This window comes from Nocardia sp. NPDC050408, assembly GCF_044458905.1.
Lineage (GTDB): Bacteria > Actinomycetota > Actinomycetes > Mycobacteriales > Mycobacteriaceae > Nocardia.
Genome location: NZ_JBITIL010000028.1, coordinates 1 through 24,093 on the forward strand (window position 1 = coordinate 1; position 24,093 = coordinate 24,093).

Annotated in this window: 29 protein-coding genes and 1 pseudogene; 14 read left to right on the forward strand and 16 right to left on the reverse strand. The window is 65.2% G+C overall.

Annotated elements, in window-relative coordinates; genetic code table 11:
* The first annotated feature begins 165 nt into the window (after positions 1-165).
* Positions 166-639, forward strand: coding sequence for a nuclear transport factor 2 family protein (locus ACIBJI_RS39100; RefSeq protein WP_397088090.1), 474 nt, complete (start codon positions 166-168; stop codon positions 637-639).
* 85 nt (positions 640-724) lie between these two features.
* On the opposite strand, the gene ACIBJI_RS39105 is transcribed toward ACIBJI_RS39100, so the two are convergent.
* The 3 genes from ACIBJI_RS39105 to ACIBJI_RS39115 all read right to left on the reverse strand — a co-directional run bounded on the left by ACIBJI_RS39105 (position 725) and on the right by ACIBJI_RS39115 (position 2,691).
* Positions 725-1,243, reverse strand: a complete 519-nt coding sequence (locus tag ACIBJI_RS39105; RefSeq protein WP_397088092.1) for a cytochrome P450 — start codon at positions 1,241-1,243, stop codon at positions 725-727.
* Complete coding sequence (locus tag ACIBJI_RS39110; protein WP_397088094.1) at positions 1,212-1,544, reverse strand: hypothetical protein; 333 nt, start codon at positions 1,542-1,544, stop codon at positions 1,212-1,214. The genes ACIBJI_RS39105 and ACIBJI_RS39110 overlap by 32 nt, the downstream gene beginning before the upstream one ends.
* A 262-nt stretch (positions 1,545-1,806) precedes the next feature.
* On the reverse strand, positions 1,807-2,691 hold the full coding sequence (locus ACIBJI_RS39115; RefSeq protein ID WP_397088096.1) for an NmrA/HSCARG family protein: 885 nt from the start codon (positions 2,689-2,691) through the stop codon (positions 1,807-1,809).
* Positions 2,692-2,803: 112 nt separating this feature from the next.
* On the opposite strand from ACIBJI_RS39115, the gene ACIBJI_RS39120 reads away from it, so the two are divergent.
* Together ACIBJI_RS39120 and ACIBJI_RS39125 are read left to right on the forward strand one after the other, a co-directional pair.
* Positions 2,804-3,025, forward strand: coding sequence for a hypothetical protein (locus ACIBJI_RS39120; protein WP_396956343.1), 222 nt, complete (start codon positions 2,804-2,806; stop codon positions 3,023-3,025).
* Entirely contained in the window at positions 3,022-3,849 is an 828-nt protein-coding gene (locus tag ACIBJI_RS39125; protein WP_364344779.1) for a helix-turn-helix transcriptional regulator, read from the forward strand. Before ACIBJI_RS39120 ends, ACIBJI_RS39125 begins: the two co-directional genes overlap by 4 nt.
* On the opposite strand, the gene ACIBJI_RS39130 is transcribed toward ACIBJI_RS39125, so the two are convergent.
* Genes ACIBJI_RS39130 through ACIBJI_RS39140 form a run of 3 tightly spaced genes read right to left on the reverse strand, consistent with a single transcriptional unit; the run spans position 3,842 to position 4,996 of the window.
* The gene (locus ACIBJI_RS39130) at positions 3,842-4,030 is read right to left on the reverse strand and encodes a DUF6886 family protein (RefSeq protein ID WP_364345202.1); all 189 of its coding nucleotides are present in this window, start codon (positions 4,028-4,030) and stop codon (positions 3,842-3,844) included. The genes ACIBJI_RS39125 and ACIBJI_RS39130 overlap by 8 nt on opposite strands.
* A 3-nt stretch (positions 4,031-4,033) precedes the next feature.
* Positions 4,034-4,399, reverse strand: coding sequence for a hypothetical protein (locus ACIBJI_RS39135; protein WP_397088098.1), 366 nt, complete (start codon positions 4,397-4,399; stop codon positions 4,034-4,036).
* A 33-nt stretch (positions 4,400-4,432) separates the two neighbouring features.
* On the reverse strand, positions 4,433-4,996 hold the full coding sequence (locus ACIBJI_RS39140; RefSeq protein ID WP_397088100.1) for a TetR/AcrR family transcriptional regulator: 564 nt from the start codon (positions 4,994-4,996) through the stop codon (positions 4,433-4,435).
* Between the two features lie 100 nt (positions 4,997-5,096).
* Here ACIBJI_RS39140 and ACIBJI_RS39145 point away from each other — a divergent pair, with 100 nt between their 5' ends.
* The 3 genes from ACIBJI_RS39145 (at position 5,097) to ACIBJI_RS39155 (ending at position 7,721) form a co-directional block, all read left to right on the forward strand.
* Entirely contained in the window at positions 5,097-5,534 is a 438-nt protein-coding gene (locus tag ACIBJI_RS39145; RefSeq protein WP_364344770.1) for a DoxX family protein, read from the forward strand.
* A gap of 278 nt (positions 5,535-5,812) precedes the next feature.
* Complete coding sequence (locus ACIBJI_RS39150; RefSeq protein ID WP_364344767.1) at positions 5,813-6,916, forward strand: MAB_1171c family putative transporter; 1,104 nt, start codon at positions 5,813-5,815, stop codon at positions 6,914-6,916.
* A gap of 46 nt (positions 6,917-6,962) precedes the next feature.
* Positions 6,963-7,721: a dienelactone hydrolase family protein gene (locus ACIBJI_RS39155; RefSeq protein ID WP_396956338.1), complete on the forward strand. Its 759-nt coding sequence runs from the start codon at positions 6,963-6,965 to the stop codon at positions 7,719-7,721.
* Between the two features lie 137 nt (positions 7,722-7,858).
* Here the strand turns inward: ACIBJI_RS39155 and ACIBJI_RS39160 are convergent.
* Positions 7,859-8,965: pseudogene (locus ACIBJI_RS39160) on the reverse strand (transcription termination factor Rho, short form); the annotation flags it as partial.
* Between the two features lie 410 nt (positions 8,966-9,375).
* Between ACIBJI_RS39160 and ACIBJI_RS39165 the strand changes: the two are divergent.
* A complete protein-coding gene (locus tag ACIBJI_RS39165; RefSeq protein ID WP_397088103.1) occupies positions 9,376-10,233 on the forward strand; it encodes a cyclopropane mycolic acid synthase family methyltransferase in 858 nt (285 codons plus the stop codon).
* Between the two features lie 93 nt (positions 10,234-10,326).
* On the opposite strand, the gene ACIBJI_RS39170 is transcribed toward ACIBJI_RS39165, so the two are convergent.
* The 4 genes from ACIBJI_RS39170 to ACIBJI_RS39185 all read right to left on the reverse strand — a co-directional run bounded on the left by ACIBJI_RS39170 (position 10,327) and on the right by ACIBJI_RS39185 (position 13,247).
* On the reverse strand, positions 10,327-10,728 hold the full coding sequence (locus ACIBJI_RS39170) for a PaaI family thioesterase (RefSeq protein ID WP_364344758.1): 402 nt from the start codon (positions 10,726-10,728) through the stop codon (positions 10,327-10,329).
* A gap of 4 nt (positions 10,729-10,732) precedes the next feature.
* Positions 10,733-11,932 carry an MFS transporter gene (locus ACIBJI_RS39175; RefSeq protein ID WP_397088105.1) on the reverse strand — a complete coding sequence of 400 codons (1,200 nt, stop codon included), beginning with the start codon at positions 11,930-11,932 and terminating at the stop codon, positions 10,733-10,735.
* A gap of 145 nt (positions 11,933-12,077) precedes the next feature.
* Positions 12,078-12,827, reverse strand: a complete 750-nt coding sequence (locus ACIBJI_RS39180; protein WP_364344752.1) for an SDR family oxidoreductase — start codon at positions 12,825-12,827, stop codon at positions 12,078-12,080.
* Between the two features lie 54 nt (positions 12,828-12,881).
* Positions 12,882-13,247, reverse strand: a complete 366-nt coding sequence (locus ACIBJI_RS39185) for a hypothetical protein (RefSeq protein ID WP_364344749.1) — start codon at positions 13,245-13,247, stop codon at positions 12,882-12,884.
* 220 nt (positions 13,248-13,467) lie between these two features.
* Here ACIBJI_RS39185 and ACIBJI_RS39190 point away from each other — a divergent pair, with 220 nt between their 5' ends.
* The 4 genes from ACIBJI_RS39190 (at position 13,468) to ACIBJI_RS39205 (ending at position 17,376) form a co-directional block, all read left to right on the forward strand.
* Positions 13,468-13,989 (forward strand): sigma-70 family RNA polymerase sigma factor, encoded by a 522-nt coding sequence (locus ACIBJI_RS39190; RefSeq protein WP_397088108.1) that lies wholly within the window; start codon positions 13,468-13,470, stop codon positions 13,987-13,989.
* A 207-nt stretch (positions 13,990-14,196) separates the two neighbouring features.
* Entirely contained in the window at positions 14,197-15,705 is a 1,509-nt protein-coding gene (locus ACIBJI_RS39195; protein ID WP_397088110.1) for an N-acetylmuramoyl-L-alanine amidase, read from the forward strand.
* 219 nt (positions 15,706-15,924) lie between these two features.
* Positions 15,925-16,986, forward strand: a complete 1,062-nt coding sequence (locus ACIBJI_RS39200; protein ID WP_364344740.1) for a CobW family GTP-binding protein — start codon at positions 15,925-15,927, stop codon at positions 16,984-16,986.
* 198 nt (positions 16,987-17,184) lie between these two features.
* A complete protein-coding gene (locus ACIBJI_RS39205; protein WP_364344737.1) occupies positions 17,185-17,376 on the forward strand; it encodes a hypothetical protein in 192 nt (63 codons plus the stop codon).
* Between the two features lie 33 nt (positions 17,377-17,409).
* Here ACIBJI_RS39205 and ACIBJI_RS39210 read toward each other — a convergent pair whose 3' ends face one another.
* From ACIBJI_RS39210 to glp, 4 genes are all read right to left on the reverse strand, one after another.
* Entirely contained in the window at positions 17,410-18,420 is a 1,011-nt protein-coding gene (locus tag ACIBJI_RS39210; RefSeq protein ID WP_396956324.1) for an AraC family transcriptional regulator ligand-binding domain-containing protein, read from the reverse strand.
* Between the two features lie 148 nt (positions 18,421-18,568).
* Positions 18,569-19,006, reverse strand: a complete 438-nt coding sequence (locus ACIBJI_RS39215; protein ID WP_364344731.1) for a molybdenum cofactor biosynthesis protein MoaE — start codon at positions 19,004-19,006, stop codon at positions 18,569-18,571.
* On the reverse strand, positions 18,993-20,033 hold the full coding sequence (gene moaCB / locus ACIBJI_RS39220; protein WP_397088113.1) for a bifunctional molybdenum cofactor biosynthesis protein MoaC/MoaB: 1,041 nt from the start codon (positions 20,031-20,033) through the stop codon (positions 18,993-18,995). Before moaCB ends, ACIBJI_RS39215 begins: the two co-directional genes overlap by 14 nt.
* Positions 20,030-21,298 carry a gephyrin-like molybdotransferase Glp gene (gene glp / locus ACIBJI_RS39225; RefSeq protein ID WP_397088115.1) on the reverse strand — a complete coding sequence of 423 codons (1,269 nt, stop codon included), beginning with the start codon at positions 21,296-21,298 and terminating at the stop codon, positions 20,030-20,032. Before glp ends, moaCB begins: the two co-directional genes overlap by 4 nt.
* A 155-nt stretch (positions 21,299-21,453) precedes the next feature.
* Between glp and moaA the strand changes: the two genes are divergently transcribed.
* From moaA to ACIBJI_RS39240, 3 genes are all read left to right on the forward strand, one after another.
* Complete coding sequence (gene moaA / locus ACIBJI_RS39230; protein WP_396956498.1) at positions 21,454-22,497, forward strand: GTP 3',8-cyclase MoaA; 1,044 nt, start codon at positions 21,454-21,456, stop codon at positions 22,495-22,497.
* The gene (locus ACIBJI_RS39235) at positions 22,490-22,732 is read left to right on the forward strand and encodes a MoaD/ThiS family protein (RefSeq protein WP_364344718.1); all 243 of its coding nucleotides are present in this window, start codon (positions 22,490-22,492) and stop codon (positions 22,730-22,732) included. The genes moaA and ACIBJI_RS39235 overlap by 8 nt, the downstream gene beginning before the upstream one ends.
* An 83-nt stretch (positions 22,733-22,815) precedes the next feature.
* Entirely contained in the window at positions 22,816-23,223 is a 408-nt protein-coding gene (locus ACIBJI_RS39240; protein WP_364344715.1) for a DUF1003 domain-containing protein, read from the forward strand.
* Here the strand turns inward: ACIBJI_RS39240 and nadE are convergent, their stop codons facing one another.
* Positions 23,224-24,090: an ammonia-dependent NAD(+) synthetase gene (gene nadE, locus ACIBJI_RS39245; protein WP_364344712.1), complete on the reverse strand. Its 867-nt coding sequence runs from the start codon at positions 24,088-24,090 to the stop codon at positions 23,224-23,226. It lies immediately after the preceding gene.
* Positions 24,091-24,093: the final 3 nt, after the last annotated feature.

Here is a 24,093-nt window from a genome sequence, read left to right on the forward strand (position 1 = left end):
CCGGCGCACCACCACCCGGCTCGGACCCAACGACTCCATCCAACAACCCCTTCGATCACTCGACGGTGCTGTTGCAATCACCCCTTGAGCCCAAGTCGGGCGATGCCGCCATGGATTCCACCTGATCTTGTTCGGGGGACTACTCGAGCACCAGGAGAGGCTGAGATGACGAGCAGCGAGCTGGCCGACATCGCTATCGAAGCGATGCGATTGCAGAACGGATATGCGCGTGCGATCGACACGCGCGACTGGGATCTCTTTCGGGCGTTGTTCACCCCCGACGTTGTCGCGGAGTATCCGGGCATGCCGTTCGCGGGGATCGAGCAGTGGTTGGAGTTTTTCGTGCCCTTTCACGACGACTGCACATGGATCCAGCACGCCATGACCAATCACGTCGTGGGTGTGGACGCCGACGGTATCTGGGCGACTTGTTACGGGTTCGTCGAGTGGACGATGCGCGATCGACCGAAACTCATCAATCGCTCACGAACGCTATACCGTGACCGATTGATTCAGCAGAACGGATCGTGGGTCATCGCCCGGCGCAAGTGCGATCTTCTGATGCATCAGCCCGATGCCCCCATTCCTGATGGCATCACCTACCCCAGCTCCGTTCTCGACCTTGCCGACATCTCGTAGACCCTTAGGCGCGCAGCCGATTTCACGGCTTCCAGGTCGTGGCACCTCGCTGAAACCGCATCGGTGCCACCGGCGACTCCCGGCGCTACCCGCGGGGGTCGAGAACCATCGGTAGGGCGAGCGGCCCGCAGGTGATGAATTGCGGGCTATAGGGAATGGCGGCGGGGTCGCAGGCCAGGCGCAAGCGCGGGAACCGGTTGAACAGGGCGGACAATGCCGTACGGCCCTCCAGTCTGGCCAACGGCGCACCGAGACAGAAATGCGGTCCCCGGCCGAACGCCAGCTGGTCTCGGTGATCGTGGTCTATGTCGAAGTTATCCGCGCTCGGGTAATGACTCGGATCCCGCCCGACGCCGCCGTACCATCCCACAATGGCCCCGGCGGGAATATCGACGCCGTCGATCGTAACGTCCTGTAGCGCATACCGGTTGAACATGTTGCCCACCGGGGAGCGGAAACGCAGCATTTCTTCGACGACATCCTCCCACCGGTCCTCGGCCCGAGCCTTGGCCAGCTGCTCGGAGTGGGTACACAGTGTGACCATCGCATTGCCGAGCAGATGCACCGAGGTCTCATGTCCGGCCATGATGACCAGCCACAACATGTCGACCAGCTCCTTGTCGGTCAAACCGTTGTTGCATCGGCCAATCCGCGGGAATCGTACCGTCGTGCAGCGCCGGGCAGTTTCGCGCATTCTTGCTGAACAATGTGCCGTCACCGGCGAGGATCTCACCGACTGCCTGGTAGCTCACCGCGACCCAGGCCGCGACGTTGCCAGCCAATTCGATCGGAACGACCGGACCGCGCCGGCGGATTCGCTCGAACGTCTCGAACATTGGCTCGCCAGCGGTCGGCAGCTGAATGACGGACTCGTTCATTGTGTCTCCAAGGGTGCGATCGGTCATGCGAGACCCGGCCGGTGTGTGCCCGACCAGTGTCGCGCGCGGCCGCTCATCGGACGGTGGGAACCGTGATCCGTTGCCTCGCAACGAAACTTTGACGCCACCTCGCCGAAGTTCGGGCAACCGCCATCAGCGCCCACCTGCCCTGGCCTTCGGCACCGTCATCTTCCGGCCAGGTGTCCTCGATGACGAGGCGGCCGGATTGCATTGCCTGCGTGCACTTTCCTGTGCAGTGTGCTCGATATCCACACGCGCGCAGCCATTTTCACGGCTTCCAGTTCGTCGCCCGCAGCCAGGTCGCCAGATCCATCAGCTCCGGGTGCTCCGACCGCAACGCCGCGAGATCGAGCGGCTCGTCCGGCCGCTCGTTGAAATAGCCGAACATCTTGCCCACCTGCTCGTCGAATGCGCGGACCTGTTCGATCGGCACCTGGAAACTGCGCGCGGGTAATCCCGCTGTCCGGCCGAATGTTTCGGCGATCTGCGGTGGAGTCAGCCGGTCGCCTGCAATGGGGACCGTGCGGCCGAGGAAGTCCGTCGGCCGGTCGAAGGCGATGGCGGCGAAGGCGCCGATATCGTGTACCGAGATCAGTGATACCGGAATATCCGCACGCACAGCGAGATTCAGTACGAGCCCGTCCGCGTCGAGCACCGGACGGTTGAACGCGTTGAAATTGTCCATGAAGAAGACCGGACGCAATACGGTGGCCGGAAGGTCGAGTGCTTTGATGTGTGCTTCGATCGCTTCCTTTGCCGCGTAGTACTCGACACCTGAATTCTCGCCCGCACCCTTGAGCGAGCTGTATACCAAATGCTCGATGCCGGACTCGGCGGCGATCTCGGCCACCGCCTTGCCCCGCCGTTGTTCGGCCGCAATGCCCTCGGCGGTGATGTGCACGCCAGTCATCATGGTCAGCATCAGGAAGATGCCGTAGGTGCCGTCCATGGCCGCTCGCACCGACGCGGTGTCGTCCAGATCGCCTTCGATGAGGTTCGCACCGCTTTCGCGCAATGCGCTGGCTGCGGGCGAGGTCAGATCACGCACGAATGCGTGGACTTCCCAACCGCGTTCGAGCAGTTGTCCCGTGGTCGCCCGGCCCTGCTGTCCGGTCGCGCCGATGACGAGAACCGGTCCCTTGCTGCCTGTCATGCCAAACTCCTTGTGCTGGGTGATCGTTTCTCGATCTCCTGTTGCACTCGACGCTAGAGACGGGCGGTGGCGCGGTCCTGTTACCGATACTGCTACCCACAGAGGGCATGTGATGACAGATAACGACCGCGCCGAACTTGCCGCATTCCTGCGTGCGCAACGCTCCCGGCTGCGGCCGACCGATGTCGGGATGCTGCCGGATCTGGAACCGGGCCGACGGCGCACGCCCGGCCTGCGTCGTGAAGAAGTCGCCGAACTCGCCGGGGTGAGATGTCGGTTACACACTCCGAGTGTCCAACTCGGCAAACGTGCAACCCACAAGGGATCTCGATGACCGACAAGCATCGCGCCGAACTCGCCGACTTTCTCAAGGCGCACCGCTCCCGGTTGCAGCCCACCGATGTCGGTCTGCCCGGGGATCTGATCCCGGGGCGTCGGCGCACCCCGGGCCTGCGTCGCGAAGAGGTTGCTGAGTTGGCCGGGGTAAGTCTCACTTGGTACACGTGGCTCGAACAGGGCCGCAAGATCGCGGCGAGTCCGCAGGTGGTCGACGCGCTGGCCAGGGCATTGCGTCTCGATGACGGACGGCACCGCCATCTGCGCCGCCTCGCCGGTCTCGCCGATCCGGTCGCCGCGCCTCAGCCTGGAGAGGCGATATCGCGCCTACAGCGTCTGGTCGATTCGATGATGCCGAGTCCTGCGGTAATCCACGACGGGCACTTCGATTTCGTGGTCTGGAACGAGGCCTACACACGCCTGCGCCTCGACCCCGCCGAATTCGACCCGGATCACCGCAACCTGCTCTGGATGATGTTCACCCACAAGGAGAACCGCGCCGCCATGCGCAACTGGGAGCCTGCGGCCCGCGCGGTCCTCAGCCAATTCCGTGCCCTGGTCGGCCGCCGCCCCGACGACCCCCGCCTCACTGCCATCGTCGGCGCACTGACCGAGGCCAGCCCCGAATTCCGCACCTGGTGGTCGGAATACCCGGTCCAAGACTTCCGCGCCGCCACCATCGGCATCGACCACCCCGAAGCGGGCCCGGTGAACTTCGAACTATTCCAACTCCGCCTCGCAGAAAACCCGGATCTCCTTCTGGTACTACAACTCCCAGCCGCCGATACCGATCACACCACCATCGCCACCCACCTCACCTGACCCGCGGCTGCGCCCTCCCCAGCCGAATCCCACTGAAGCCGAGTGAGCTTGCGGTCACCGCATCCCGGAACGCACACAGGTTGGCCAGCATCCGGAGTTGAATTCCCGCCTGCGCGTGCAGCGCTAGAAGGTCGCCGACCTGTTCGGGCGGTCCGAGCGGATCTGACCCGGGTCGGGGTATACCTCAGTCGCCCTCAGCGGCGTCGTCCTCGTCTGGCCAGCTGTCCTCGATGATCAGGCGGCCGGATTGCATTGCCTGCGTGTACTGTTCGGCGACTACGGCGGTGGGGTAGGTGGGCCAGTAGGAGATGGCGCCGGTGGGTTTGTCGATGACGCAGACCGAACCGCCGATGGCCGGGGGGAGTGGGGGTTTGTGTGGGTCGATGCCCGGTGGTGGCGGGAAGATGGCGACGACGGTGAAGCCCACCTCGAATTCGGTGAGCAGGTTGCTGATGCCGTCCTCGGTGGGCAGGTAGTGGTCGGCGAGGCGTTGTGCCTCGGGGAGATCCACCGGGATGTTCGCCTCGGTGGGGTAGGCGTGGATATCCATGCCTGAGAATTTACGGCCAAGGCGAACGGGTGGTCATTCGAAGTGGACGGTGGCGATCATCCGGCGGGCCAGGGTTTCCGGATCCGAGCTATCCGCCGCATCCTGTAGTGCCCCGTCGCGCCATAGTGCCGCGAAGCCGTGGACCAGCGACCAGGCGGCGAGGCGGGTGGCTTGTTGCTGCTCGACGGTGTTGTCGGGTTGCATGAGCGAGACCCCGGAACGCAGCGCCGCACCCGCCGCGGTGCGGGCGGCGACCAGGCGCTCGTCGTCGGCGTGCAGGAGCTCGCGTCGGAACATCACATCGAAATGGCCCGGATGTTCGCGGGCGAAGCGGGTGTAGGCGACCGCGACCTCGCGAAAGTCCGGTCCGGCCGCGGTCAGCTGTTCGGCGAGCAGATCGAAACCTTCGATGGCGAGCGCGGTCAGTAGTCCGGCGCGATCACCGAAGTGGTGCGCGGGGGCCGCGTGCGAGACATCGGCGCGGCGCGCCAGCCCACGCAGGGATATCGCGTCGATGCCATCGATCGCGATCTGGTCGGCGGCCGCGGCCAGGATGGTGGCCCGCAGATCGCCGTGGTGGTAGCCGCTCTTCGCCATGTCTCGATGGTCGCCGAAAATCTAGTCATTGACAAGTTCCCGGCGGAAACCCTAATCTAGTCACTGTCAAGATTAGGTGTTCGACCCACAGGAGACTCTGATGGCACCGCTGGTTGTACTCATCGTCATCGCCGGACTCGCGCGGTTCATCGGCTGGCTCGGCAACCTCGGTTGGCTCGACTCCTGGCCACACGCCGCCGCACTCGGACTGGCCGCGATGTTCGCCCTCACCTCGAGCGCGCACTTCGTCGAGCCGAAGCGCGGCGCACTGATCGCCATGGTTCCGCCGCGGTTGCCCAATCCGGCGGCCTGGGTGAGCTTCACCGGCCTGCTCGAAATCGGCGGCGCGATCGGCCTTTTGATCCCGCCCATCGCCAAACTGGCGGCTGCGGGCCTGATCCTGCTGCTGATCGTGATGTTCCCGGCGAATATCCGTGCGGCACGGGCGGATATCGGCATCAAGACCATGCCGCTGCCGCTACGCACCATCGTGCAGTTCATCTTCCTCGGGGCAGGCGCGCTCGTCCTGCTCGGCTGACCTCTAAACCACCGTCGGCACACCGGATTCCGGTGTGTCGACGCTTCTTTGTGTCGGAGCCGCACGGGCTGCTGGTGTAGTGATACGCATCGTGTGTTGCGGCTTGATCGGCAGCACTGCGACATCCCTTGATAGCGACATCCCTAGATTTGGATACCGACCTGCGACAGTTGCTCGGCCTGACTCGTGCCGAGGCCAGCGGTCCGCAGCACGATGGCGTGGGAGTTCGCAGCTGTATCCTCCGACAGGCACGAGTTCCGCGGCCGAGGAGGGTATCGATGGCATCACTGATTCCCGCGACACTCGGCTGGCTGGTCCTCGGCTACGTCGGCATCATCACGCTGGGTCGGCTGATGTTGTTGCGGGACACGATCATCGATCAGCTCATCAATAGCAACCTGCTCTGGAGCATCGCCGCTCTGCTGTGCTACCGATGCGCCCAGGCGAGTGTCACCAGTCCGGTCTACGTCCTCGCGCTGGGGTGCGTGGTAATGACAACCATGCACCTGTTTGTCATAGCCCGATATATTCTCGCCGAGACCGATTCGACAGTGGTGTGGCGGCGGCTGCGTCGGTGCGGTTTCGTCGCCGCGGCGGCCACAGTCGTCATGTTGCTCGCCGGAATGATGGCACAGGACAACGGACGACCGGTCGATCTGAGCGCACACGGGCCCGCGGCGATCTTCGGGATCGCCTATGCCGCACCGCTTGCGGTCAGTATGGTCGTTTTCCTGCTCTCGGGCATCCACGAGCTGCGCTTGGGCGACCTCAGCGCCAAGATGCAGGTGGTCTGCTGGATTCTGGGCATCAGCGGCGGCTTCGTCTTGAGTAGTCAGGCACTTTCCACCGCGCAGTTGCTGACGGGGCGACCCGCCCTCGGTCCGCATTTGCCGCGTGGAGAACTCGATTTCGTGCTCTGCGTGACCCTCAACGTGACCCTGCTCGCCATCCCTTTGCTCAGCGCGCTACTCTCGCTGGCCGGTTGGGATCGCGACGCTCGAATCTGTCGCCGACTGCGGCCGCTGTGGCGCGACCTCACCGCGGCGGTCCCGGAGATCGTGCTGCCCGCCGACGCACGACACGGGGCGGATTCGGTCACCCGACTGTTCCGCATGACCGTTGAAATCCGCGATGCACTGCTGCACCTCGGCTCATACCTTCCCGCCGAGACCGCGAAACCGCAGCATCAGGTCGAATCGGACTGGGAGATAACCGATTACGCTCACCGCTTGGCACACGCCGTGCGCGCCAGAAAGGCAGGCGAACTCCCCGCCACCGTCGGATCCAGCTCCCGGCTGGCCATAACCGCACACGATTTCGACGCCGAACTCCGGCATCTGCTCGGCCTGGCCCGCGTCTGGCCGAAGACGGCGGTGCGTTGAAGTTGCATCAGGCGCCGCACACCACGCACGGCCATAGGCTGTATCCATGACCTACAAGATCGTTTCTCGGCAGTTCGACCTCGATGTGGACGGCTCACCGCTGACCGGCTATCTGGCCCGCCCGGAAGGTGACGGCACTTTTCCCGCCGTGCTGGTCGGCGCCGAGCTGTGGGGACTCACCGAGGACGCGCGCCGGATCGTCGATCGGGTCGCTGAACTCGGCTACGTGGCCTTCGTGGTGAACGTCTATCACCGCTCGGGTCCGGAAACGGCCGCGGGACTGGCCGAGACCGATGAGAACCGGACGCGTGCCTTCGGCCTGCTCGGCGAGCTGACCCGCGATGGTGTCGAGGCCGACTTCCGGGCCGCCATCGCCTACGCCCGCGAGCACGGTGGCGCCACCGATAAGACCGGTGTGCTCGGCTTCAGCCTCGGCGGCCACCTTGCTTACTTCGCGGCCACCCGACTGGAACTGGATGCCGCAGCGATCTTCTACCCGGGCTGGCTGACCACCGCGGGCACCGCCCTGAGCAGGCCGGAGCCGTTGCTGGCCGCGACCGAGAACATCGCCAAGGGGGATGTGCGGATGCTGCTGTTCTTCGCCGAACTCGATCACGTCATCGATGCCGAACAGCGCGAACAAGTCGAGGCGGCCTTGAATCAGGCCGGTGTGCGGCACGAATCGGTGGTCTTCCCGGGTGCGAAGCACGCCTTCTTCTTCCCTGGCCGGGAACCGTACGACGAAGCCGCCGCTCAGGATTCGTGGCAGCGGACCGCCGAACTGTTCGCCACCGAATTGGCCTGAGACCGAATCGAATACGACGAGAGCCCGACCGGCCCTGTCTCCCCCTCCGAAGACAGGCCCGATCGGGCTGTAATAAATATTCCTCGGAGAACTTGACAGGGCCTTAAAGGAGCCTTAATGGAGACGTGTCAGGCGGATCAGTGCCGCTTGGCACCGAGTTGGGCCAGGAACTCGGCATTGGTCGGAGCCTGACGCAGACCCTCCAGCAGCAGGTCGATGCTCTGCTGACCGTCCACTGCGGCGAGGGTGCGCCGCAACAGGTGCGTCGCCGCCAATTCATCCGGGGTGAGCAGCAATTCGTCCTTGCGGGTGCTGGAGCGTGCGATATCGATGGCCGGGAAGACCCGGCGGCTCGCGGTCGCGCGATCCAGTTTCACCTCGGCATTGCCGGTGCCCTTGTACTCCTCGAAGATCACGGTGTCGGCCAGCGAACCGGTCTCCACCAGCGCGGTGGCGATAATGGTGAGCGAGCCGCCGTTCTCGAAATTGCGTGCGGCGCCGAGAAATTTCTTCGGCGGCGCGAGTGCGGCTGCATCGACGCCGCCGGAGAGTACACGTCCGGAGGACGGGGCAGCGTTGTTGTAGGCGCGGGCGAGGCGAGTCAGCGAGTCGAGCAGCACGACGACATCTCGGCCCATTTCGGCCAGGCGCTTGGCATGTTCGATGGCGAGTTCGGCCAATGCGATCTGCTCACGCGGGGTTTGATCGAAGGTGGCGGCTGCGACATCGGCGGGAACCGACCTGGCCAGATCCGTAACCTCCTCGGGGCGCTCACCGACCAGTACGAGCATTAGTTCGCACTCCGGGTGGTTCTTCGCGATTCCGTGCGCGATCGCTTGCAGCACAGAGGTTTTGCCCGCCTTCGGCGGTGCGACGACGAGTGCGCGCTGACCTTTGCCGATGGGCATGACCAAGTCGGTGACCCGGGTGGTCATGGCATGCGGTTCGGTTTCCAGCCGCAACCGCTCATTGGGATAGATGGGAACGAGATTCTCGAAATTGGGCCTGGCCGGGGCCCGCTTGGGGCCCTGTCCGTTGACCGATTCGATGCGGGTCAACGGGTCGAGTTTGCCGCTGTGCGCGGGTTCGGCGATGCCGACGATGAAATCGCCACGGCGCAAACCGAATTCGCGAATGAGCCGAGGTGGCACGTGCGCGTCATGCGGGCTGGGGAGGTAGCCGTCGACCCGGAGGGTGGCGGCGCGGTTGTCGGTGATATCGAGGATGCCACTGACGGATCGGACGGGGTGCGCAGCGGTCTCGGCCGCCGTATCCCCGTCTTGTGGTACGGGAAATGCGTTGTCTTTCATGGTTTTCCTTTGCGTGGGTACGGCGAGCGGCCGTATGAGGCAGCGGCGATCGGGGTCGCTGCGGTGAAATGCCCTCTAGGCTCCGGGAACGAGGTGGACTACCATCGTGATCGGGGAATTGAGAGATCTTGTGGGGGTCCGGCGCTGATCGGCCGGGATACCAACATCCACAAGGACAAGGCCGAGGGTACATCGTCGAACGGCTGTTGCGCAACGATTACAGCCCGACTATGGCAACCGGAAAAGGCCACATTTTCGTATCGGTAGCCGACCATGCGAACGGTTCGGCGGTGTGTCTCGTATCAGTCCATATCCGGCCAGACCGACGGAAGGTAGGAGCTGCAATGGCCGAGTTCGAACCGTTCTACCGGCAAGTCCAATCGCACTACGACGTCTCCGACGACTTCTACCGGCTATTCCTCGACCCGTCGATGACCTACAGTTGCGCCTACTTCGAGCACGACGATATGACCCTCGAGCAGGCTCAACTCGCAAAGATCGATCTCGCGCTCGGCAAATTGGATCTGCGGCCCGGGATGACCCTGCTCGATATCGGATGCGGTTGGGGTACGACGATGTTCCGTGCGGTCGAGCGCTACGGGGTGAAGGTCGTCGGTCTCACCTTGAGCCGCAATCAGTACGAGCACGTCCGCTCGCAGATCGATCGGCGCGGTGTGGCAGGCGTCGAGATTCGGCTGCAGGGCTGGGAGGAGTTCGACGGGGGTGCGGACCGGATTGTCAGCATCGGTGCGTTCGAACATTTCCGCCGCCAGCGGTATCCGGCGTTCTTCGAGTGCTGCAGCCGCATGCTCCCGCCCGACGGCCGGATGCTGCTGCATACGATCATCGGCCATACCCTCAACGACCTGCGTCGCATGAATATTCCGGTGACCCGGGAGGCCGCGCTTTTCCACATCTTCATGAAGCGCGAGATCTTCCCCGGCGGACAGTTGCCCCAGCCCGCCGAGGTCACTCGCTTGGCCGGGCAGGCCGGACTCGGCACCGAACAGATCCAGCCGCTGCGCCTGCATTACGCGCGCACGCTGGATCAGTGGGCCGACGCGCTGGTGGACCATCACGATGAGGCGGTGCGGATCGCCTCGGAGGAGGTCTATGCCAGATACCTCGAGTACCTCACCGGATGTGCCCAGTACTTCCGCAGCGGGCACCTCGATGTCATGCAGTTCACAATGGTGAAGTGAGCCTCGAGGCTCCGGCGGTGAAGTGAGCCTCGAGGCTCCGGCGGTGAAGTGAGCCTCGAGGCTCCGGCCGTGAAGTGAGCCTGGGGCTCGGCGTCAGAGTACGGCCTGGGTCTGAGTGACCTTGGCGACGAGTTTGTCTGCGTCATTGTGGATTTCGGTTTCCACCACGATGAAAGACCGGCCCGCGTGTAGCGGTCGTGCCGTCGCGGTCGCATAGCCGGAACGCACGGCCCGCAGGAAATTCGTCTTGGACTCCACCGTCGTGGTCCCCTGCTTGCCCTCCGGCAGATTCAGGAACGCACACACCGCGGCGGTCCCATCGGCAAGCGACATCAGCACCCCACCGTGCATTACCCCGCCCAGCGTGCACAGCGACTCGTCCCACGCGATCCGACTGCGCACCAGTGCGACACCGTGTTCGAGCACCTCGACCCCGAGGCGCTCGGTGAACGGCATGGACTGGTGAAAGAGCTTGGTGCCCACTTCATCGATCATGGAGTCAGCTTGCCCGATCCACCCGCCGTGCGTCGATTACTCCAGAGGTAATGAGCAGTACGAGCAGCGCCGTCGCGCCGCCGCAGACCAGCACCGTCCCGGGTGAGGTCCGATCCACGATCACCCCGCCGACCAATGCACCGACACAGAAGGTCGCCTGGAACGAGGCGGTGAACAGCACCGACGCCACCTCGGGGGCATCGGGCTGCGCTACGGCGAACCAGGTCTGCAGTACCACCGGCACACCGCCGTATCCGATACCCCAGACGATGAGCAGCGCCACCGCACCGAACTCCCAGCGACCCAGCGTCGGCAGCAGTAGCATCGCGGCCGCCATCGCACTCGCCGCGAAGCCGAGCGCGAGGCGGGGACGACCGAGCAGAGTGCCGCCGAGGAAGTTCCCGGCAATGCCCGCCACACCGTAGATCAGCAGCAGCACCGTGATCGTGGCAGCGGTCACGTCGGTGACCTGCTCCAGGAACGGCGTGACGTAGGTGTAGCTGCCGAACTGCGCGATCACCACGAAAAACGTTGCGAGCAAAGCGGTTCGGACTTCCGCACGGCCTAGACCGACGCGCAGTGTGGTCAGGCGAAGAACCTGCTCGGCGGGCAGCGCGGGCAATGCGACCGCGAGCATCACCAGCACCACCCCGGACAGCACGCCCAAAACCACGAACGCGGCCCGCCAGCCCGCGATATTCCCGACGAAGGTGCCCACGGGCACGCCGAGCGCCGAGCCGAGCGGGACGGAGGAGAAAATCACCGCCGTCGCCCGGTGCACCGACTCCGCCGGCACCAATCGTCCGGCCAGTCCGGCCGCGATCGACCAGTAGCCGCCGATGGTGATCCCGATCAGTACGCGCGAAGCCAGCACCACCCAGAACTCAGGCGCGCTTGCGGCCACCGCATTGGCGATCACCAGCAATAGCGTGCAGCCGCACAGCAGCAATCGGCGATCGATCCGGGCTGCCGCGACGGTCACCATGGGCGCGGCGATCGCGGCCAGCAGTCCGGGCAGGGTCATCATCAGCCCAGCCATGCCATCGGAGATCGTGAAATCGGCTCCAATCGAGGTCAGCAGGCCGATCGGCAGAATCTCGGTGGTCACGATCGAGAAGATGCCGAGCATGACCGCGACGACGGCGAGCCACCGGATCAGCGGCGGCCGGGCGACGGTGGGGGAGGGCGCAAGGACTGTGGACATGTGCTCCAGTCCAGCAATCCCGCGCGCCGAGTTCTGGCGGGTTCCAGCCGCGAATGCCACTGTGGTGCCAACTATTCGGCGCGAGTGCGGTGCCCGGCGTCCGTCAGGAAGTCGACGGAGCCGATCGCTGTCGCGTCGACTGGCTTCAGCTCATGCGGGCAACGACCGCGCGCGGCAGATGTGGCAGCACCACATCGATGAGTCGCCACGGCCACCCCGGCACGCAAGCGCGAATCTTCTCGTGCTCGATCGCCCGCACCATCGACGCCACGCCCTTCGCCAGTGGCGCGACCATGCGCGCGTCACCGGCCTGCGCCGCCATATCGGTGGCGATGAATCCCGGAAGCAATGTGGTCACCGCGATCGGTGAGTTGGCGAACTCGACCGTGAGCGCCTCGCCGAGTGCGGCCAGTCCGGCCTTGCTCGCGGAATACGCGGCCTTCTTACCCGGCAGCCCGCGCACCGCGCTCATCGAGGACACCAGCACCAGGTGTCCCGACTCCTGGGGGCGGAAGATCTCCAAGGCCGCCTCGGTTTGGGCGAGAGCGCTGACGAAATTGGTGGTGGCCGTGGCGATATTGGCATCCGCACGTCCGGTGCCGAGCCGCGCGCCCTTGCCGATACCCGCATTGACGATCACCCGATCCAGTCCGCCGAGTTCATCGCGCAGTTCCGCGAAAACCCGTTGGACGGCCGCATGGTCATCGACGTCGAGCGCGCGGACCGCGACGGTAATGCCCGGGTGCGCGGCGGTGAGTTCGTCGCGCAGGGCTTCGAGCGCATCCAGGCGTCGGGCGCACAGGGCCAAGTTCCGGCCCTTTGCGGCGAAATCCCGCGCCATGGCCGCACCGAGTCCGGCGCTCGCGCCGGTGATCAGGATCTTGCTCCGCGTCATGGTTGCGAACCATAGCGGTTACTGAACGCGAGTCAATATCCCGTGGGGTTCGACTCAGCCGCCGAATGAGCCGGTGCTCGGTGGCAGCATGTGCCAAGCGCCGCAGTTCACGGTCTTGAAGGCGACATCGGTCGGCGCGATCTCGGCGCGGACCGGACTGTTCCTGGTGAACTCGTTATTGATGATGTAGTGCTGATCGGTGTTATCGCCCTCGACCTTGCGCAGCCGCCGCCAGTCACAGCCGACGGCCGGGTCGGGAGTGCCTTGGCCCTCCCAGACGCCGGGGAAGATATCGACGCCGACCAGATAGACACCGTCCTCGGTGATGGTGTTGCGGGGCTGGGCGGCCGCGGTGCCGGTGCCCAGCAGTGTCACGGTGGACGCCATCGCCCCCGCGATCACGAGCGTGCTTGCACGCATACTGCTGTCTCCTCGAATTGCTCTGGCCGCCACTGGCGGCTGACCTGCGGAGATCCCCGTATCTCCGGGGCCAAGGTCTACCAGACTCAGTGGTCGATTTCGGGGGAATCGTCAGATTTCGGTCGGGCGTGATTCCACTTGGCCGGATTCCCGCGATATCTGTTGTATGAGTGGTATTTGTCCGGTGGTCGATGTCGTGGGCCGGCGGTCGACTTGCGGGATGGCATGTGCTGGGCTCTGTACCGACGATGGGCTCGCCGCCGTGCTAGCCGCGGACCGGGCGCTCCTACATTGGCGCGCCATGCGTGGACTCGGCGATTCGGGCCTCGCCGAGCACGCGGTGCAGGAGACGCTGCTGCGAGCCTGGCGCTCATGCTCAGTGTTCGATGAACGCAAGGGCACGGTGCGCACCTGGCTGCTCGCGATCGAACGCAACGTCGTGATCGATATCGCCCGCGCCCGCGCCGCCCGGCCCGCGGATACCGGCTGGGATGAGATCACCGAACTCAGCGATGTCCGCTTCGCGAAGCCGGACTTCGCCGAGCGTCTCGTCGACGGCCTGCTCGTCGCCGATCTACTCGCCCGGCTGCCCGAATCGCAGCGCGCGGCGGTGGTGGAGGTGATCCTGCGGGACCGGGCCTATCAAGAGGTGGCCGATGACTTCGGAGTTCCGGTCGGCACGGTCAAGACCCGGGTGCACTACGCTCTGCGGTCTTTGCGCCGCTTGCCGATAGGCGCTTGAGCCCGCATCCGGTTGGCAAACCCCGTCTAACGGCGGTGTGATCCGAGTTTTGGTCGTCTGATCAGCGCTAATACGCTCGAATGCGCCGATAACATTTTGATAACGGAGCTTGCTTTGCTGATGCTGGCGTTGCCAGAGTGAACCACTGGGTTTGGTGTTACTAGTGGGAAGGGAGGGGTGCTCCGTCCCGGGGCACCGACACCGCACATGAAGCCAAGCATCATCAGTACCGGTATCTGCGGCGCCGTCACGGCCGCCGTGGTGGTGACGCTCTCGGGGCTGACCCCCGCCGCGATCGCCGATCCGACATCGCCGGACATGTCCGTGAAACTCGCAGGCAAGACAATATTCCTCGACCCGGGTCATCAGGGTCCCAACCACGCCGAGAACTTGGCGAAGCAAGTCGGCGACGGTCGCGGCGGCACCAAGGACTGCCAGACCACCGGCATGACCACCGTCAACGGCGTGCCCGAGCACACCGTCAACTGGAAGGTGGCCGAGCTGGTTCGGGCCGCCCTACAGGATCTGGGCGCCAAGGTGGTGCTCAGCCGTCAGGACGACTCCGGATGGGGCGGCTGCGTCGACGAACGCGCTCAGGCCGCCAATGTCTCCGGCGCCGATGTCGCGGTGAGCATCCACGCCGATGGCGCACCGGCGCAGGACCGCGGCTTCCATCTGATCGTGCCGCAGCTGCCGATCCCGGATCCGAAGGTCGATCAGGTCCAGTCCGGACTCGGTCTCGCGGCGAGCAAGGCGGTGCGCGACGCGTATATGGAGGTCGGATTCCCGGCCGCGAATTATGCGGGCGCACAGGACGGTCTGCAGACCCGTGCGGATGTAGCAGGTCCGGCAATGACCACCGTGCCAGATGTATTCATCGAGATGGGCAATGGCGCCAATGTCGAAGATGCCGCACTGCTGGAGACTCCGGAGGGGCAGGTCAAGCACGCCCTGGCCATAACGACCGGCCTGGTCGGCTTCCTGCTCGGCGCGCAGCAGCAGGCGACGACGGCACTCGGCACGATTCCGGCGCAGACCGGGTCGACCGATCGGCCGGCCTCGGCTCCGCTGTCGAATACACCGCAGGAACAGTCGGTTCCGCAGGATTCCGCCGCAGTTCCTGGTGGAGCACAGGCTGCGGCCGTCCCCGAACCCGCAACGGTGCCGAATGCCGCGGGGACGGTGCCGACCGCCCCCGCATCGTTGAATCCGCCGCAAGGGTATGCACAGGCACCGGGGTACGCAGAGCTGCCGAACTCGCCGGGCACGCAGACACCGGGGTCGGCGCAGTCCCCCAGTGCTCCGCAAGCAGGCACACCACAGTCGCAGGGGTTCGGGGTCTCGCCCAACACCCCACAGTCGCAGGGGTTCGGGGTCTCGCCCAACAGCCCGCAGTCGCAGGGGTTCGGGGTCTCGCCCAACAGCCCGCAGTCGCAGGGGTTCGGGGTCTCGCCCAACAGCCCGCAGTCGCAGGGGTTCGGGCTCTCGCCCAACACCCCGCAGTCACCCGGTTTGGGTCAAACACCCGGTTCCCAGTTCTCGCCGGGCCAGACCGCGCCGAGCACGACCGGCACCCTGCCAGCCCTCGTCGGCACGATCATGCAAATGATGCTGCCGTTGGCGAAGTCCCTCGGCATGGACAACACCGTGATTACCTCGGAGCTGATCAACCTGGCCTACACCTTGGCCAGCACCCTGCTCGGTCCAACGAAGTAACACGGCCGCCGGACTGTGGACAAGTCGCGAGTGGCCCGCATTCGTAACTACCACGGAAGCGAGTCCTACGAGTGACGTTCGCCGCCCGTCTCGCATCCGCGCCGAAGGCGCGGCCATCGAACACTTCGTCAGCGACTGCTCGCAGGTCGCTCGAAGGTTCGGACGCGAGACGGGCCGCGAACACGCAGCGCCGAAGGCGCTGCCAATAGACTCAGCCGGGTGGCTCAGCGGATTCCTGTTCTCATAGTCGCCGGGTTTCTCGGATCCGGGAAGACGACGCTGCTCAACCATCTGCTGCGCAACAACCGGGGTACGCGGATCGGGGTGGTGGTCAACGACTTCGGAGCCATCAATATCGATTCCATGCTGGTGGCAGGCCAGGTCGATGCGATGGTGTCACTCGGCAACGGATGCGTCTGCTGCGCGGTGGATGTCGGCGAGCTCGACGATTTGTTCACCAGGCTCGCGCAGCCGCGCGCCAAGATCGACGTGATCGTGGTCGAGGCCAGCGGACTTGCTGAACCCCGCAATCTGATTCGGATGGTGGTCGGTAGCGAGAACCCGCGCATCCGCTACGGCGGTTTGGTCGAGGTGGTCGATGTCGAGCAGTTCCCGGACAGTCGCGAGCGTCATCCGGAACTCGCCACCCATCTGCGGTTGGCGGATCTGGTTGTACTCAACAAAGCCGATCGAGTGTCGCCGGAGCGGCTGGACGGGTTGCGGCAGGAGATCGCCGAACTGATCGGGCAGGCGCCGGTTTACGCGACCACCCATGGCCGCATCGACCCGGGCCTGTTGTTCGACGAGCCGCTGCGGGAAATCCCGCGGGTCGCCGAACAATTGAGTTTCGACGAACTGCTTCACGACCACGACCATGACGATCTTGTCGAGCGGCCTGCAAGCAGTCGCTACGGGCCGCACCGGCATCTGCACGACGACTACACCAGTGTGTCCTTCACCAGCGACCGGGAATTGGATCCGCGCCGCCTGGTCGAATTCCTCGAGGATCCGCCGCCCGGACTGTTCCGCGCCAAGGGATTCGCCGCCTTCGGGGTCGCCGCCGAGCGTCGGAAGTTCGTGCTACACATGGTCGGTCGCCATATCGTCTTCGAACCGGACTCCTGGTCGCGCGGCGAATCGCGCACGACCCGATTGGTGCTGATCGGTGCGGGGCTGCCCGCCGACGCGGCTTTGGCGCGGCTGCACGATACCGTGCACACCGCCGCCGAACCGCTGGACCAGCAAGCCATGCTCGGCGTCTGGCGCTATACCCCGCACTGATGCCCGAAAGGTTGGCGCGTTCCGCTAGAAGCTGGCGCGTTCGGTACTTGGCGCGGCGATCGCACGGACATAGAACTGACGTATTGCCCCGCCGCGCGCGGCATGTGCGCAACGGAGCGAACGTGGCGCGTGCGGTGTCGGTTCGACCCACGAACCGTGATCGACCGTATTTGTCTCTACGACCGATTGGAGAGTTCCGTGTCAGAGACCTGGGAGAGTGCCACCGCGTACGTGGTCGCGGCGTTGGAGGCCAAGGGCACCGCGACTCGCGATGATTTCGATGTGCCCGCCATCGTCGCCGCCACCCGAGATATCGCCGATGGCTGGGATTTTCGTGCCATCGAGGATTCGACCTTCTGGCGGATCGCGGCGACCTTCCTGAAGGTCTGACCGAGCACGGGTGACGGTACGGGATGCGGCGTATCAGGCCGGTAGTTCCGATCGGTGTATGAGCTGGGTCATGGATCGACGGCGGGCTGCCCGCCGCATCGAACCCACATCCGAATATCCGAGCAATTCGGCTTGGCGCGATCGGCTCAGCGTGATGCCATTCGCGCTCGACTGCGCGAGGCGGGCATCACGAGCCCGCTCCAATTCCGTCCGCCATGTGGTACCCGCCTCCGTCAGCCGACGCTGCAGCGTCCGCGGACTGGTGGCGAGCCGGTGTGCTACCCGATCCAGCGATACCGCACCCTCGGCCAATGTCTCGGCCAGTGCGGCCGCCACTCGATCCGGCCATGCGGTCGCCAAGGGCGGCGGTGGCGGCAGGGCGTTGGCGAGCGGCCGCAGTACGGTCGCCAGTACCGGATCGCTGGTGGTCAGCGGCAGTTCCATATCGGCGGCGCGGAAGGTCATGGTATCGACCGGTGCGTCGAATTCGATGGCGGTCGTGCCGAACACCTCGACGTAGGTGTCGATTTTGTCCGGTGCCTGCTGCCGCAGCATCACCCGCAGCGGAATGAGCGGATCGCGGACCACGCGTCGCGCGCGGCTGAGCACCGCGGTCAGTCCCCACAGCTGGGTCAGGTCGCGGCCGCGGCCCTCGCCATTGATCATGTCCAGATAAAGCGTGACCTCGTGCTCGTTCTCGGTGACCAGGTCGAAGCGATGATTGGTGGTCACTGCGGCCACGTAGGGACCACAGGTGGCCAGGCCCGCACCGAGCGTCGGCGCGGTGGAGAACAGATAGTCGTAGAGGCCGAGACTGTTGAGTTTGTAGCGGCTGGCCACATGCAATGCGACATTCGGATCACCGAGCCCGTGTTCGCCCAGTTCCCACAGTCGCGAGAAGGTGTGACTCGGCAGGTGGACGTCCTCGCCGACCATGGTCCATTCGGGTAGGCCGGTCTCGCGGATCAGCCGATCCCGATCCAGCCCGGCGTCCGTGAGTTGCGAGATGACGAATCTGTGCAGCAGTACCTGATCGGTTCCCAATGCGCCCCCTCTACCGCGGACCGACGTATCTTGTCCGGGGAGAACGCTATCCCGCGCCTATTGAATCGTCACTGAATTCGCGTCACAGTGTTGTTTCGGGTAACAACAGCAGGCGCTCACGTCCCGGTTATGCACAGGCAATGGGCCTTTACCCGCAGGCGTTCACCCATTCCGAGAGTCCGTCGGCGAAGAGCTGGCGCTTCCAGATCGGCACCTCGTGTTTGATCCGATCCACCAATTCCGCACAGGTGGTGAAGGCTTCGGCGCGGTGTGGGGCCGCGACGGCGACGACGATCGCGAGATCGCCGATGGTCAACTGACCGATTCGGTGGACGGCCGCGACCGGGAGTCCGGAGCGCTCGGCGAGTTCCGAACAGCAATTTCGCAGGAACCGTTCAGCTTCCGGATGCGCCGAATATTCCAAAGCGGAAACCGCTTGTCCGCCATCGTGATTGCGCACTTTGCCGGTGAAAACCACAACGGCGCCGTGTTCCGGTCCGGTCACCGCCGCCTCGACAGCCGCCGGATCGAGTGGCTGATCGCTGATACCGGCCAGGTGTACGGCCGCGAATTCACTTGTTGTCATGGTTGCCGCCTCCGGCTACTTGCGCGAGCAGATGATCCAGCAGCGGCTCGAGCACCGCCATACCGTCTTTGACCCCACCGGGAGAGCCGGGCAGATTCACCACCACCGATCGGCCCGCCAGTCCGGCCACCCCGCGACTGAGCGCGGCAAGTGGGAATTTCGCGGTGCCGCGTTGCCGAATCGCCTCGGCGACACCGGGCAATTCGCGATCCAGGACGGCCAGCGTCGCCTCGGGTGTCGCATCGGTGGGCGAGGCGCCGGTGCCGCCGGTGCTGATCACCAGCGACGGTCCGAACCGCAGGGCATCGGCCAAGCCGATATCGATTTCGGCGTCGGCGTAGATCAGCGGGCCGCGCACCGAGAAGCCGAGTTCGCCAAGCCATTCCGCGAGAACGGGACCGGTGGTGTCCACCCGGGTGCCGCACGCGGCGCCGGTGGAGGCGACCAGGACGACGGCGGAGCGCTGATCGAAATCCGAGATCTCCTCCGGCGCAACGTCTTCCGTGTCGGGCTCTGGTTCGTCGGAAAGCGCGGGAATATCCACGAACTCCCGCTCCGCGGGCCGCTCCCAATGTCCGTGCTTGCCACCCTCTTTGGTGAGCAGTCGGACGCCATTGAGCGTCGCGGCCGGGTCGACCGCCTTGACCATGTCGTGCAGGGTGAGTCCGGCCACCGCCACGGCGGTCAGTGCTTCCATCTCGACACCGGTGGGGCCCTTGGTCTTCGCGCTCGCCTCGATCGTGATGCTGTCCTCGGTGAAGCCGAATTCGACCTTCACCGAGGACAAGGCCAACTGATGGCACAGCGGAATGAGTTCGGAGGTCTTCTTCGCACCCGCGATACCGGCGATCCGCGCGGTCGAGAGCACATCGGCCTTCGGCATATCGTCGGCCCGGACCAGTGCGACCACCTCGGCGGTGGTTTGCAGCTCACCGGCCGCGACCGCGATCCGAGTGGTGTCGGATTTCGCGCTCACATCGACCATGCGGGCGCGACCTTCCTGATCGACATGGGACAACTCGCTCATAATGACCACACTCGCACAGGTGCGCCGACCGGCAGCGAGGTGACCTCGGCGGGCACATCGATCAGGACATCCGCCCAGGCCATGCCCGCGATTAGATGCGAACCCGGGCCAGAGGCGACCTCGACGGCCGTCGGCCTGCGATGTAATCCGGGCGCCGCGGCGTCCTCGCGCACCAGTTGACCGCGCAGGAATTGGCGTCGTCCCTCGGGGGAGCGCACCGCATTGCGCAGCGGCACCTCGTAGATCTCCACCTCGGGCAAGCCAGCGATGTGACGCAGTATCGGCCGCGCGAACACCTCGAACGACACCATGGTGCTCACCGGATTCCCGGGAAAACTCAGCACCGGTACGCCGTTGACGACGGTAAGCCCTTGTGGTCCACCGGGTTGCACCGCGACCGAGCCGAATTCGCCGCCCAGCGGTTGCAATACGTCCTTGACCACCTCGAAATCGCCTTTGGACACCCCACCGGAGGTGAAGACGATATCGGCGGATTTCGTTGCGGCGGAGAGCAATGCGCGGAACTTTGCCGGATTGTCGCTACTGTGCTCCACCGAGACGACGTTGACGCCATTGGCGCGCAGCGCGGCCGCGAGGGCGATGCCGTTGGAGTTGTAGATCTGACCGGGACGCAATGGTGTTCCGGCGGCGACCAATTCGTCACCGGTGGTGATGACCGCCGCCCGAATCGGTTGGAAAACCGGCACATTCGGCAGTCCGACCGCTGCCAGTGCGGCAATATGGCGGGGGGCCAGCGTGGTGCCCGCGCGGGCCAGCAGCTCGCCGGTGCGCACATCGGTGCCCGGTTCGCGCACGAACTCACCCGCCGTGCGGCCTTGTTCGACCGTCACTGTCGCGTCGTCACTGTGCGCATCTTCTACCGGCACCACACAGTCGGCGCCAGGCGGAATCGGCGCACCGGTCATCACCTTCATCGCGGTGCCGTGCGGCAATGGCGTCTGTCCGGCAGCGCCCGCCGCGACCACACCGACCAGCGGCAGCGTCACCGGAGTGACCACCACCGATTCGGCACGCACCGCATATCCGTCCATCGCCGAGTTGCGGAACACCGGCAGGTCGACCGGTGCGTGGATATCGTCGGCCAGTTGTCGGCCCAGCGCCGCGGGCACCGGGACGGATTCGACCGCACGGGCGGCCAGCGGGCGCAGCAGCGCCTCGATGGTGTCTCGGTATGCGTCGACGGACCGAGCGGTGGCGGGCGGGCTGGGCCGGTGGCCACCGGAGGTGTCGGCACGCGAGGTCATATGGTCAGCCTAATCGCCGAGCGGTAGCGAGTTCTCTTGTCGTATCGCACGAACGCTCACCCGTTGAACTCGGAGTCTGTGAGCTCGAGATGGTGCGGTCCGCCCATGGGCACAGCGTCCGGACCGGTCATAATGGACTGGTGACGTTGGTCGAGATGGGGATTCCTACCGTGCGGCCCAGGCTGCCCTCACTCGACGGACGGCCCGATACGCCGTATCTGGTTGATCGATTCGGGCGCACCGCACGCGATCTGCGCGTATCGATCACCGAGAAGTGTTCGCTGCGATGTACCTACTGCATGCCCGAGGAGGGCCTGCCCGCGATTCCGCAGGACGAACTGCTCACGGTCGAGGAGATTGTGCGACTCGTCACGCTCGCGGTGCGGGAGTTGGGGGTGCGCGAGGTCAGGTTCACCGGCGGTGAGCCGCTGCTGCGCCGCGATCTGGAGCGGATCATCGCGGGCTGTCATGAGCGAGTGCCCGAGGTCCCGCTGTCCATGACGACCAATGGCGTCGGGCTCGCTCATCGGGCCCGCGCTCTCGCGGCCGCCGGGCTGAGCCGGGTGAATGTTTCGCTGGATACCGTGGATCGGCTCGGCTTCGCCCGCCTGACCCGCCGCGATCGGCTCGAATCGGTCTTCGCGGGCATCCGAGCGGCCAGAGATGCCGGATTGGCGCCCATGAAGATCAATGCCGTACTGATGCGCGACACCCTCGCCGGGGCGCCGGATTTGCTGCGCTGGTGTCTGGACGAGGGCTGTGAACTGCGGTTCATCGAGGAGATGCCGCTGGACGCCGATCACGAATGGGCCCGCGCCAATATGGTGACCGCGGCCGAATTGCTCGCGGTGCTCGGTACCCGGTTCACCCTGACCGAGGTCGGACGGTCGGATCCCGCCGCCCCCGCGGAGAAGTGGCTCGTAGACGGCGGTCCGGCGGCGGTCGGCATCATCGCGACGGTGACCCGCAAATTCTGCGACACCTGCGACCGGACCCGGCTCACCGCCGACGGCATGCTGCGGTCGTGCCTGTTCAGCGATCAGGAATTCGATGTGCGCCAAGCGCTGCGGATGGGCGCGGACGACGATGAGATCGCGACGATCTGGCGCGGCGCCATGTGGAACAAATGGGCGGGACACGGGATCGATGCCGAGGATTTCGTCCCGCCGGAACGCACGATGGGAGCCATCGGTGGTTGAGATCCGCTACTTCGCCGCGATCGCCGACGCCGTCGGCAAGGACCGGGAAACCCTGGACTTTCCGGCCGACGCCACCATCGCCGACCTGCGCACCACCCTCGCCGAGTCCTACGGTCCCGACCTCGACAAGATGCTCGCCGTCTGCGCCTACCTCGTCGGCGACGAACTCACCCGTGACCCGTCGGTCGCGCTGACTCCGCGAGTCGACGTCCTACCCCCCTTCGCCGGTGGCTGACGGTGTGTGTGGGCAACTAGGTGCTCCTCGACCGGGTTAGCATCTGCGCCAATGCAGTGCGCCGGACCGGATCAGGAGTCGATATGCCCCAGCCCCCGAATCAGGTACTTGCGCAGCACCCGGTGGTGGTGCGGTTCCACCAGGTGCGGGGCGAGAGTCTGCAACTGCGGGTGGCGGACTGGATCACGAAGTTCGCCGGGTCTATGCGGTTCGTCTATATCCACGCCATAGGTTTCGCGATCTGGATGATTTGGGCCGAACAGAGTCCATGGCCGACGCTGACCCTGGTCGTCTCCCTGGAGGCGATATTCCTGTCCACCTTCGTGATGATCGGCCAGAATCGGCAGGCCCAGTTCCAACAGATGAAGGCCGATCACGACTTCAACGAGCAGGAGTTGGAGCTCAAGACCAATACCGAGCTGACCAGGGCCATTCATGAGATGACCAAGGAACTGCACCGCAGGCTGCTGGAGACTCCGAATCCGAAGTAGTCAGCGCCACCACGTGTCGAGCGGGGTGACCGGGACGGTGCGCTTGTGCCGGGTATTCACGAAGATCGTTTCGAGCTTCTCGGCGACCTCGGCGGTGACGTCCTTGCCCTCCAGGTAGTCATCGATCTCGCTGTAGCGCAGGCCGAGTGCCTCCTCGTCCGGCAGGGCGGGGCGGTCGTCCTCGAGATCGGCGGTCGGCACCTTGGACCAGATGCTCGATGGTGCGCCGAGTTCCTGCAGCAGCGCCGCGCCCTGGCGCTTGGTGAGGCCGGTGAGCGGCGTGATGTCGACGCCGCCGTCGCCGAATTTGGTGAAGAAACCGGTGACCGCCTCGGCTGCGTGATCGGTGCCGACGACGAGCATATTCTCCTGGCCGGCGATGGCGTACTGGATGACCATGCGTTCGCGGGCCTTGATATTGCCGCGCACGAAATCGCGCAGTTTGTCCACCTTCTGGGCGACGGCAGTCGGCGCAGTAGACGGGATGGATGAACTCAGCGCCGAGGCCACCTCGGCGGCAACGGCATTGGCGCCGGGGCGGATATTCACCACCACAGAGCGGTCGGGCTGGATGAACCGCAGCGCGATCCGCGCATCGGCCTCATCGGCCTGCACGCCGTAGGGCAGTCGCACCGCGATAAAGGCGGCATCCGCGCCGTCCGCACGCAGTTCCTCGACGGCGAGCTGGCACAGTCGTCCGGCCAGCGCGCTGTCCTGACCACCGCTGATGCCGAGTACGAAACCTCGTGCGGGACTTGCGTTCAGATAGTCCTTGAGAAAATCGACCCGACGGCGTACCTCGAGCTTCGGTTCGATATTCGATTGGACGCCCAACTCGGCGATGATCTGTTCACGCAGGTTCCCCATGAC

Excerpts from the sequence above, each read along its gene's own strand:
- ACIBJI_RS39100 (WP_397088090.1), top strand. The coding sequence starts at position 166 with ATGACGAGCAGCGAGCTGGCCGACATCGCTATCGAAGCGATGCGATTG.
- ACIBJI_RS39105 (WP_397088092.1), bottom strand. The coding sequence starts at position 1,243 with ATGTTGTGGCTGGTCATCATGGCCGGACATGAGACCTCGGTGCATCTG.
- ACIBJI_RS39110 (WP_397088094.1), bottom strand. The coding sequence starts at position 1,544 with ATGACCGATCGCACCCTTGGAGACACAATGAACGAGTCCGTCATTCAG.
- ACIBJI_RS39115 (WP_397088096.1), bottom strand. The coding sequence starts at position 2,691 with ATGACAGGCAGCAAGGGACCGGTTCTCGTCATCGGCGCGACCGGACAG.
- ACIBJI_RS39120 (WP_396956343.1), top strand. The coding sequence starts at position 2,804 with ATGACAGATAACGACCGCGCCGAACTTGCCGCATTCCTGCGTGCGCAA.
- ACIBJI_RS39125 (WP_364344779.1), top strand. The coding sequence starts at position 3,022 with ATGACCGACAAGCATCGCGCCGAACTCGCCGACTTTCTCAAGGCGCAC.
- ACIBJI_RS39135 (WP_397088098.1), bottom strand. The coding sequence starts at position 4,399 with ATGGATATCCACGCCTACCCCACCGAGGCGAACATCCCGGTGGATCTC.
- ACIBJI_RS39140 (WP_397088100.1), bottom strand. The coding sequence starts at position 4,996 with ATGGCGAAGAGCGGCTACCACCACGGCGATCTGCGGGCCACCATCCTG.
- ACIBJI_RS39145 (WP_364344770.1), top strand. The coding sequence starts at position 5,097 with ATGGCACCGCTGGTTGTACTCATCGTCATCGCCGGACTCGCGCGGTTC.
- ACIBJI_RS39150 (WP_364344767.1), top strand. The coding sequence starts at position 5,813 with ATGGCATCACTGATTCCCGCGACACTCGGCTGGCTGGTCCTCGGCTAC.
- ACIBJI_RS39155 (WP_396956338.1), top strand. The coding sequence starts at position 6,963 with ATGACCTACAAGATCGTTTCTCGGCAGTTCGACCTCGATGTGGACGGC.
- ACIBJI_RS39165 (WP_397088103.1), top strand. The coding sequence starts at position 9,376 with ATGGCCGAGTTCGAACCGTTCTACCGGCAAGTCCAATCGCACTACGAC.
- ACIBJI_RS39170 (WP_364344758.1), bottom strand. The coding sequence starts at position 10,728 with ATGATCGATGAAGTGGGCACCAAGCTCTTTCACCAGTCCATGCCGTTC.
- ACIBJI_RS39175 (WP_397088105.1), bottom strand. The coding sequence starts at position 11,932 with ATGTCCACAGTCCTTGCGCCCTCCCCCACCGTCGCCCGGCCGCCGCTG.
- ACIBJI_RS39180 (WP_364344752.1), bottom strand. The coding sequence starts at position 12,827 with ATGACGCGGAGCAAGATCCTGATCACCGGCGCGAGCGCCGGACTCGGT.
- ACIBJI_RS39185 (WP_364344749.1), bottom strand. The coding sequence starts at position 13,247 with ATGCGTGCAAGCACGCTCGTGATCGCGGGGGCGATGGCGTCCACCGTG.
- ACIBJI_RS39190 (WP_397088108.1), top strand. The coding sequence starts at position 13,468 with ATGGCATGTGCTGGGCTCTGTACCGACGATGGGCTCGCCGCCGTGCTA.
- ACIBJI_RS39195 (WP_397088110.1), top strand. The coding sequence starts at position 14,197 with ATGAAGCCAAGCATCATCAGTACCGGTATCTGCGGCGCCGTCACGGCC.
- ACIBJI_RS39215 (WP_364344731.1), bottom strand. The coding sequence starts at position 19,006 with ATGACAACAAGTGAATTCGCGGCCGTACACCTGGCCGGTATCAGCGAT.
- moaCB (WP_397088113.1), bottom strand. The coding sequence starts at position 20,033 with ATGAGCGAGTTGTCCCATGTCGATCAGGAAGGTCGCGCCCGCATGGTC.
- glp (WP_397088115.1), bottom strand. The coding sequence starts at position 21,298 with ATGACCTCGCGTGCCGACACCTCCGGTGGCCACCGGCCCAGCCCGCCC.
- moaA (WP_396956498.1), top strand. The coding sequence starts at position 21,454 with ATGGGGATTCCTACCGTGCGGCCCAGGCTGCCCTCACTCGACGGACGG.
- ACIBJI_RS39240 (WP_364344715.1), top strand. The coding sequence starts at position 22,816 with ATGCCCCAGCCCCCGAATCAGGTACTTGCGCAGCACCCGGTGGTGGTG.
- nadE (WP_364344712.1), bottom strand. The coding sequence starts at position 24,090 with ATGGGGAACCTGCGTGAACAGATCATCGCCGAGTTGGGCGTCCAATCG.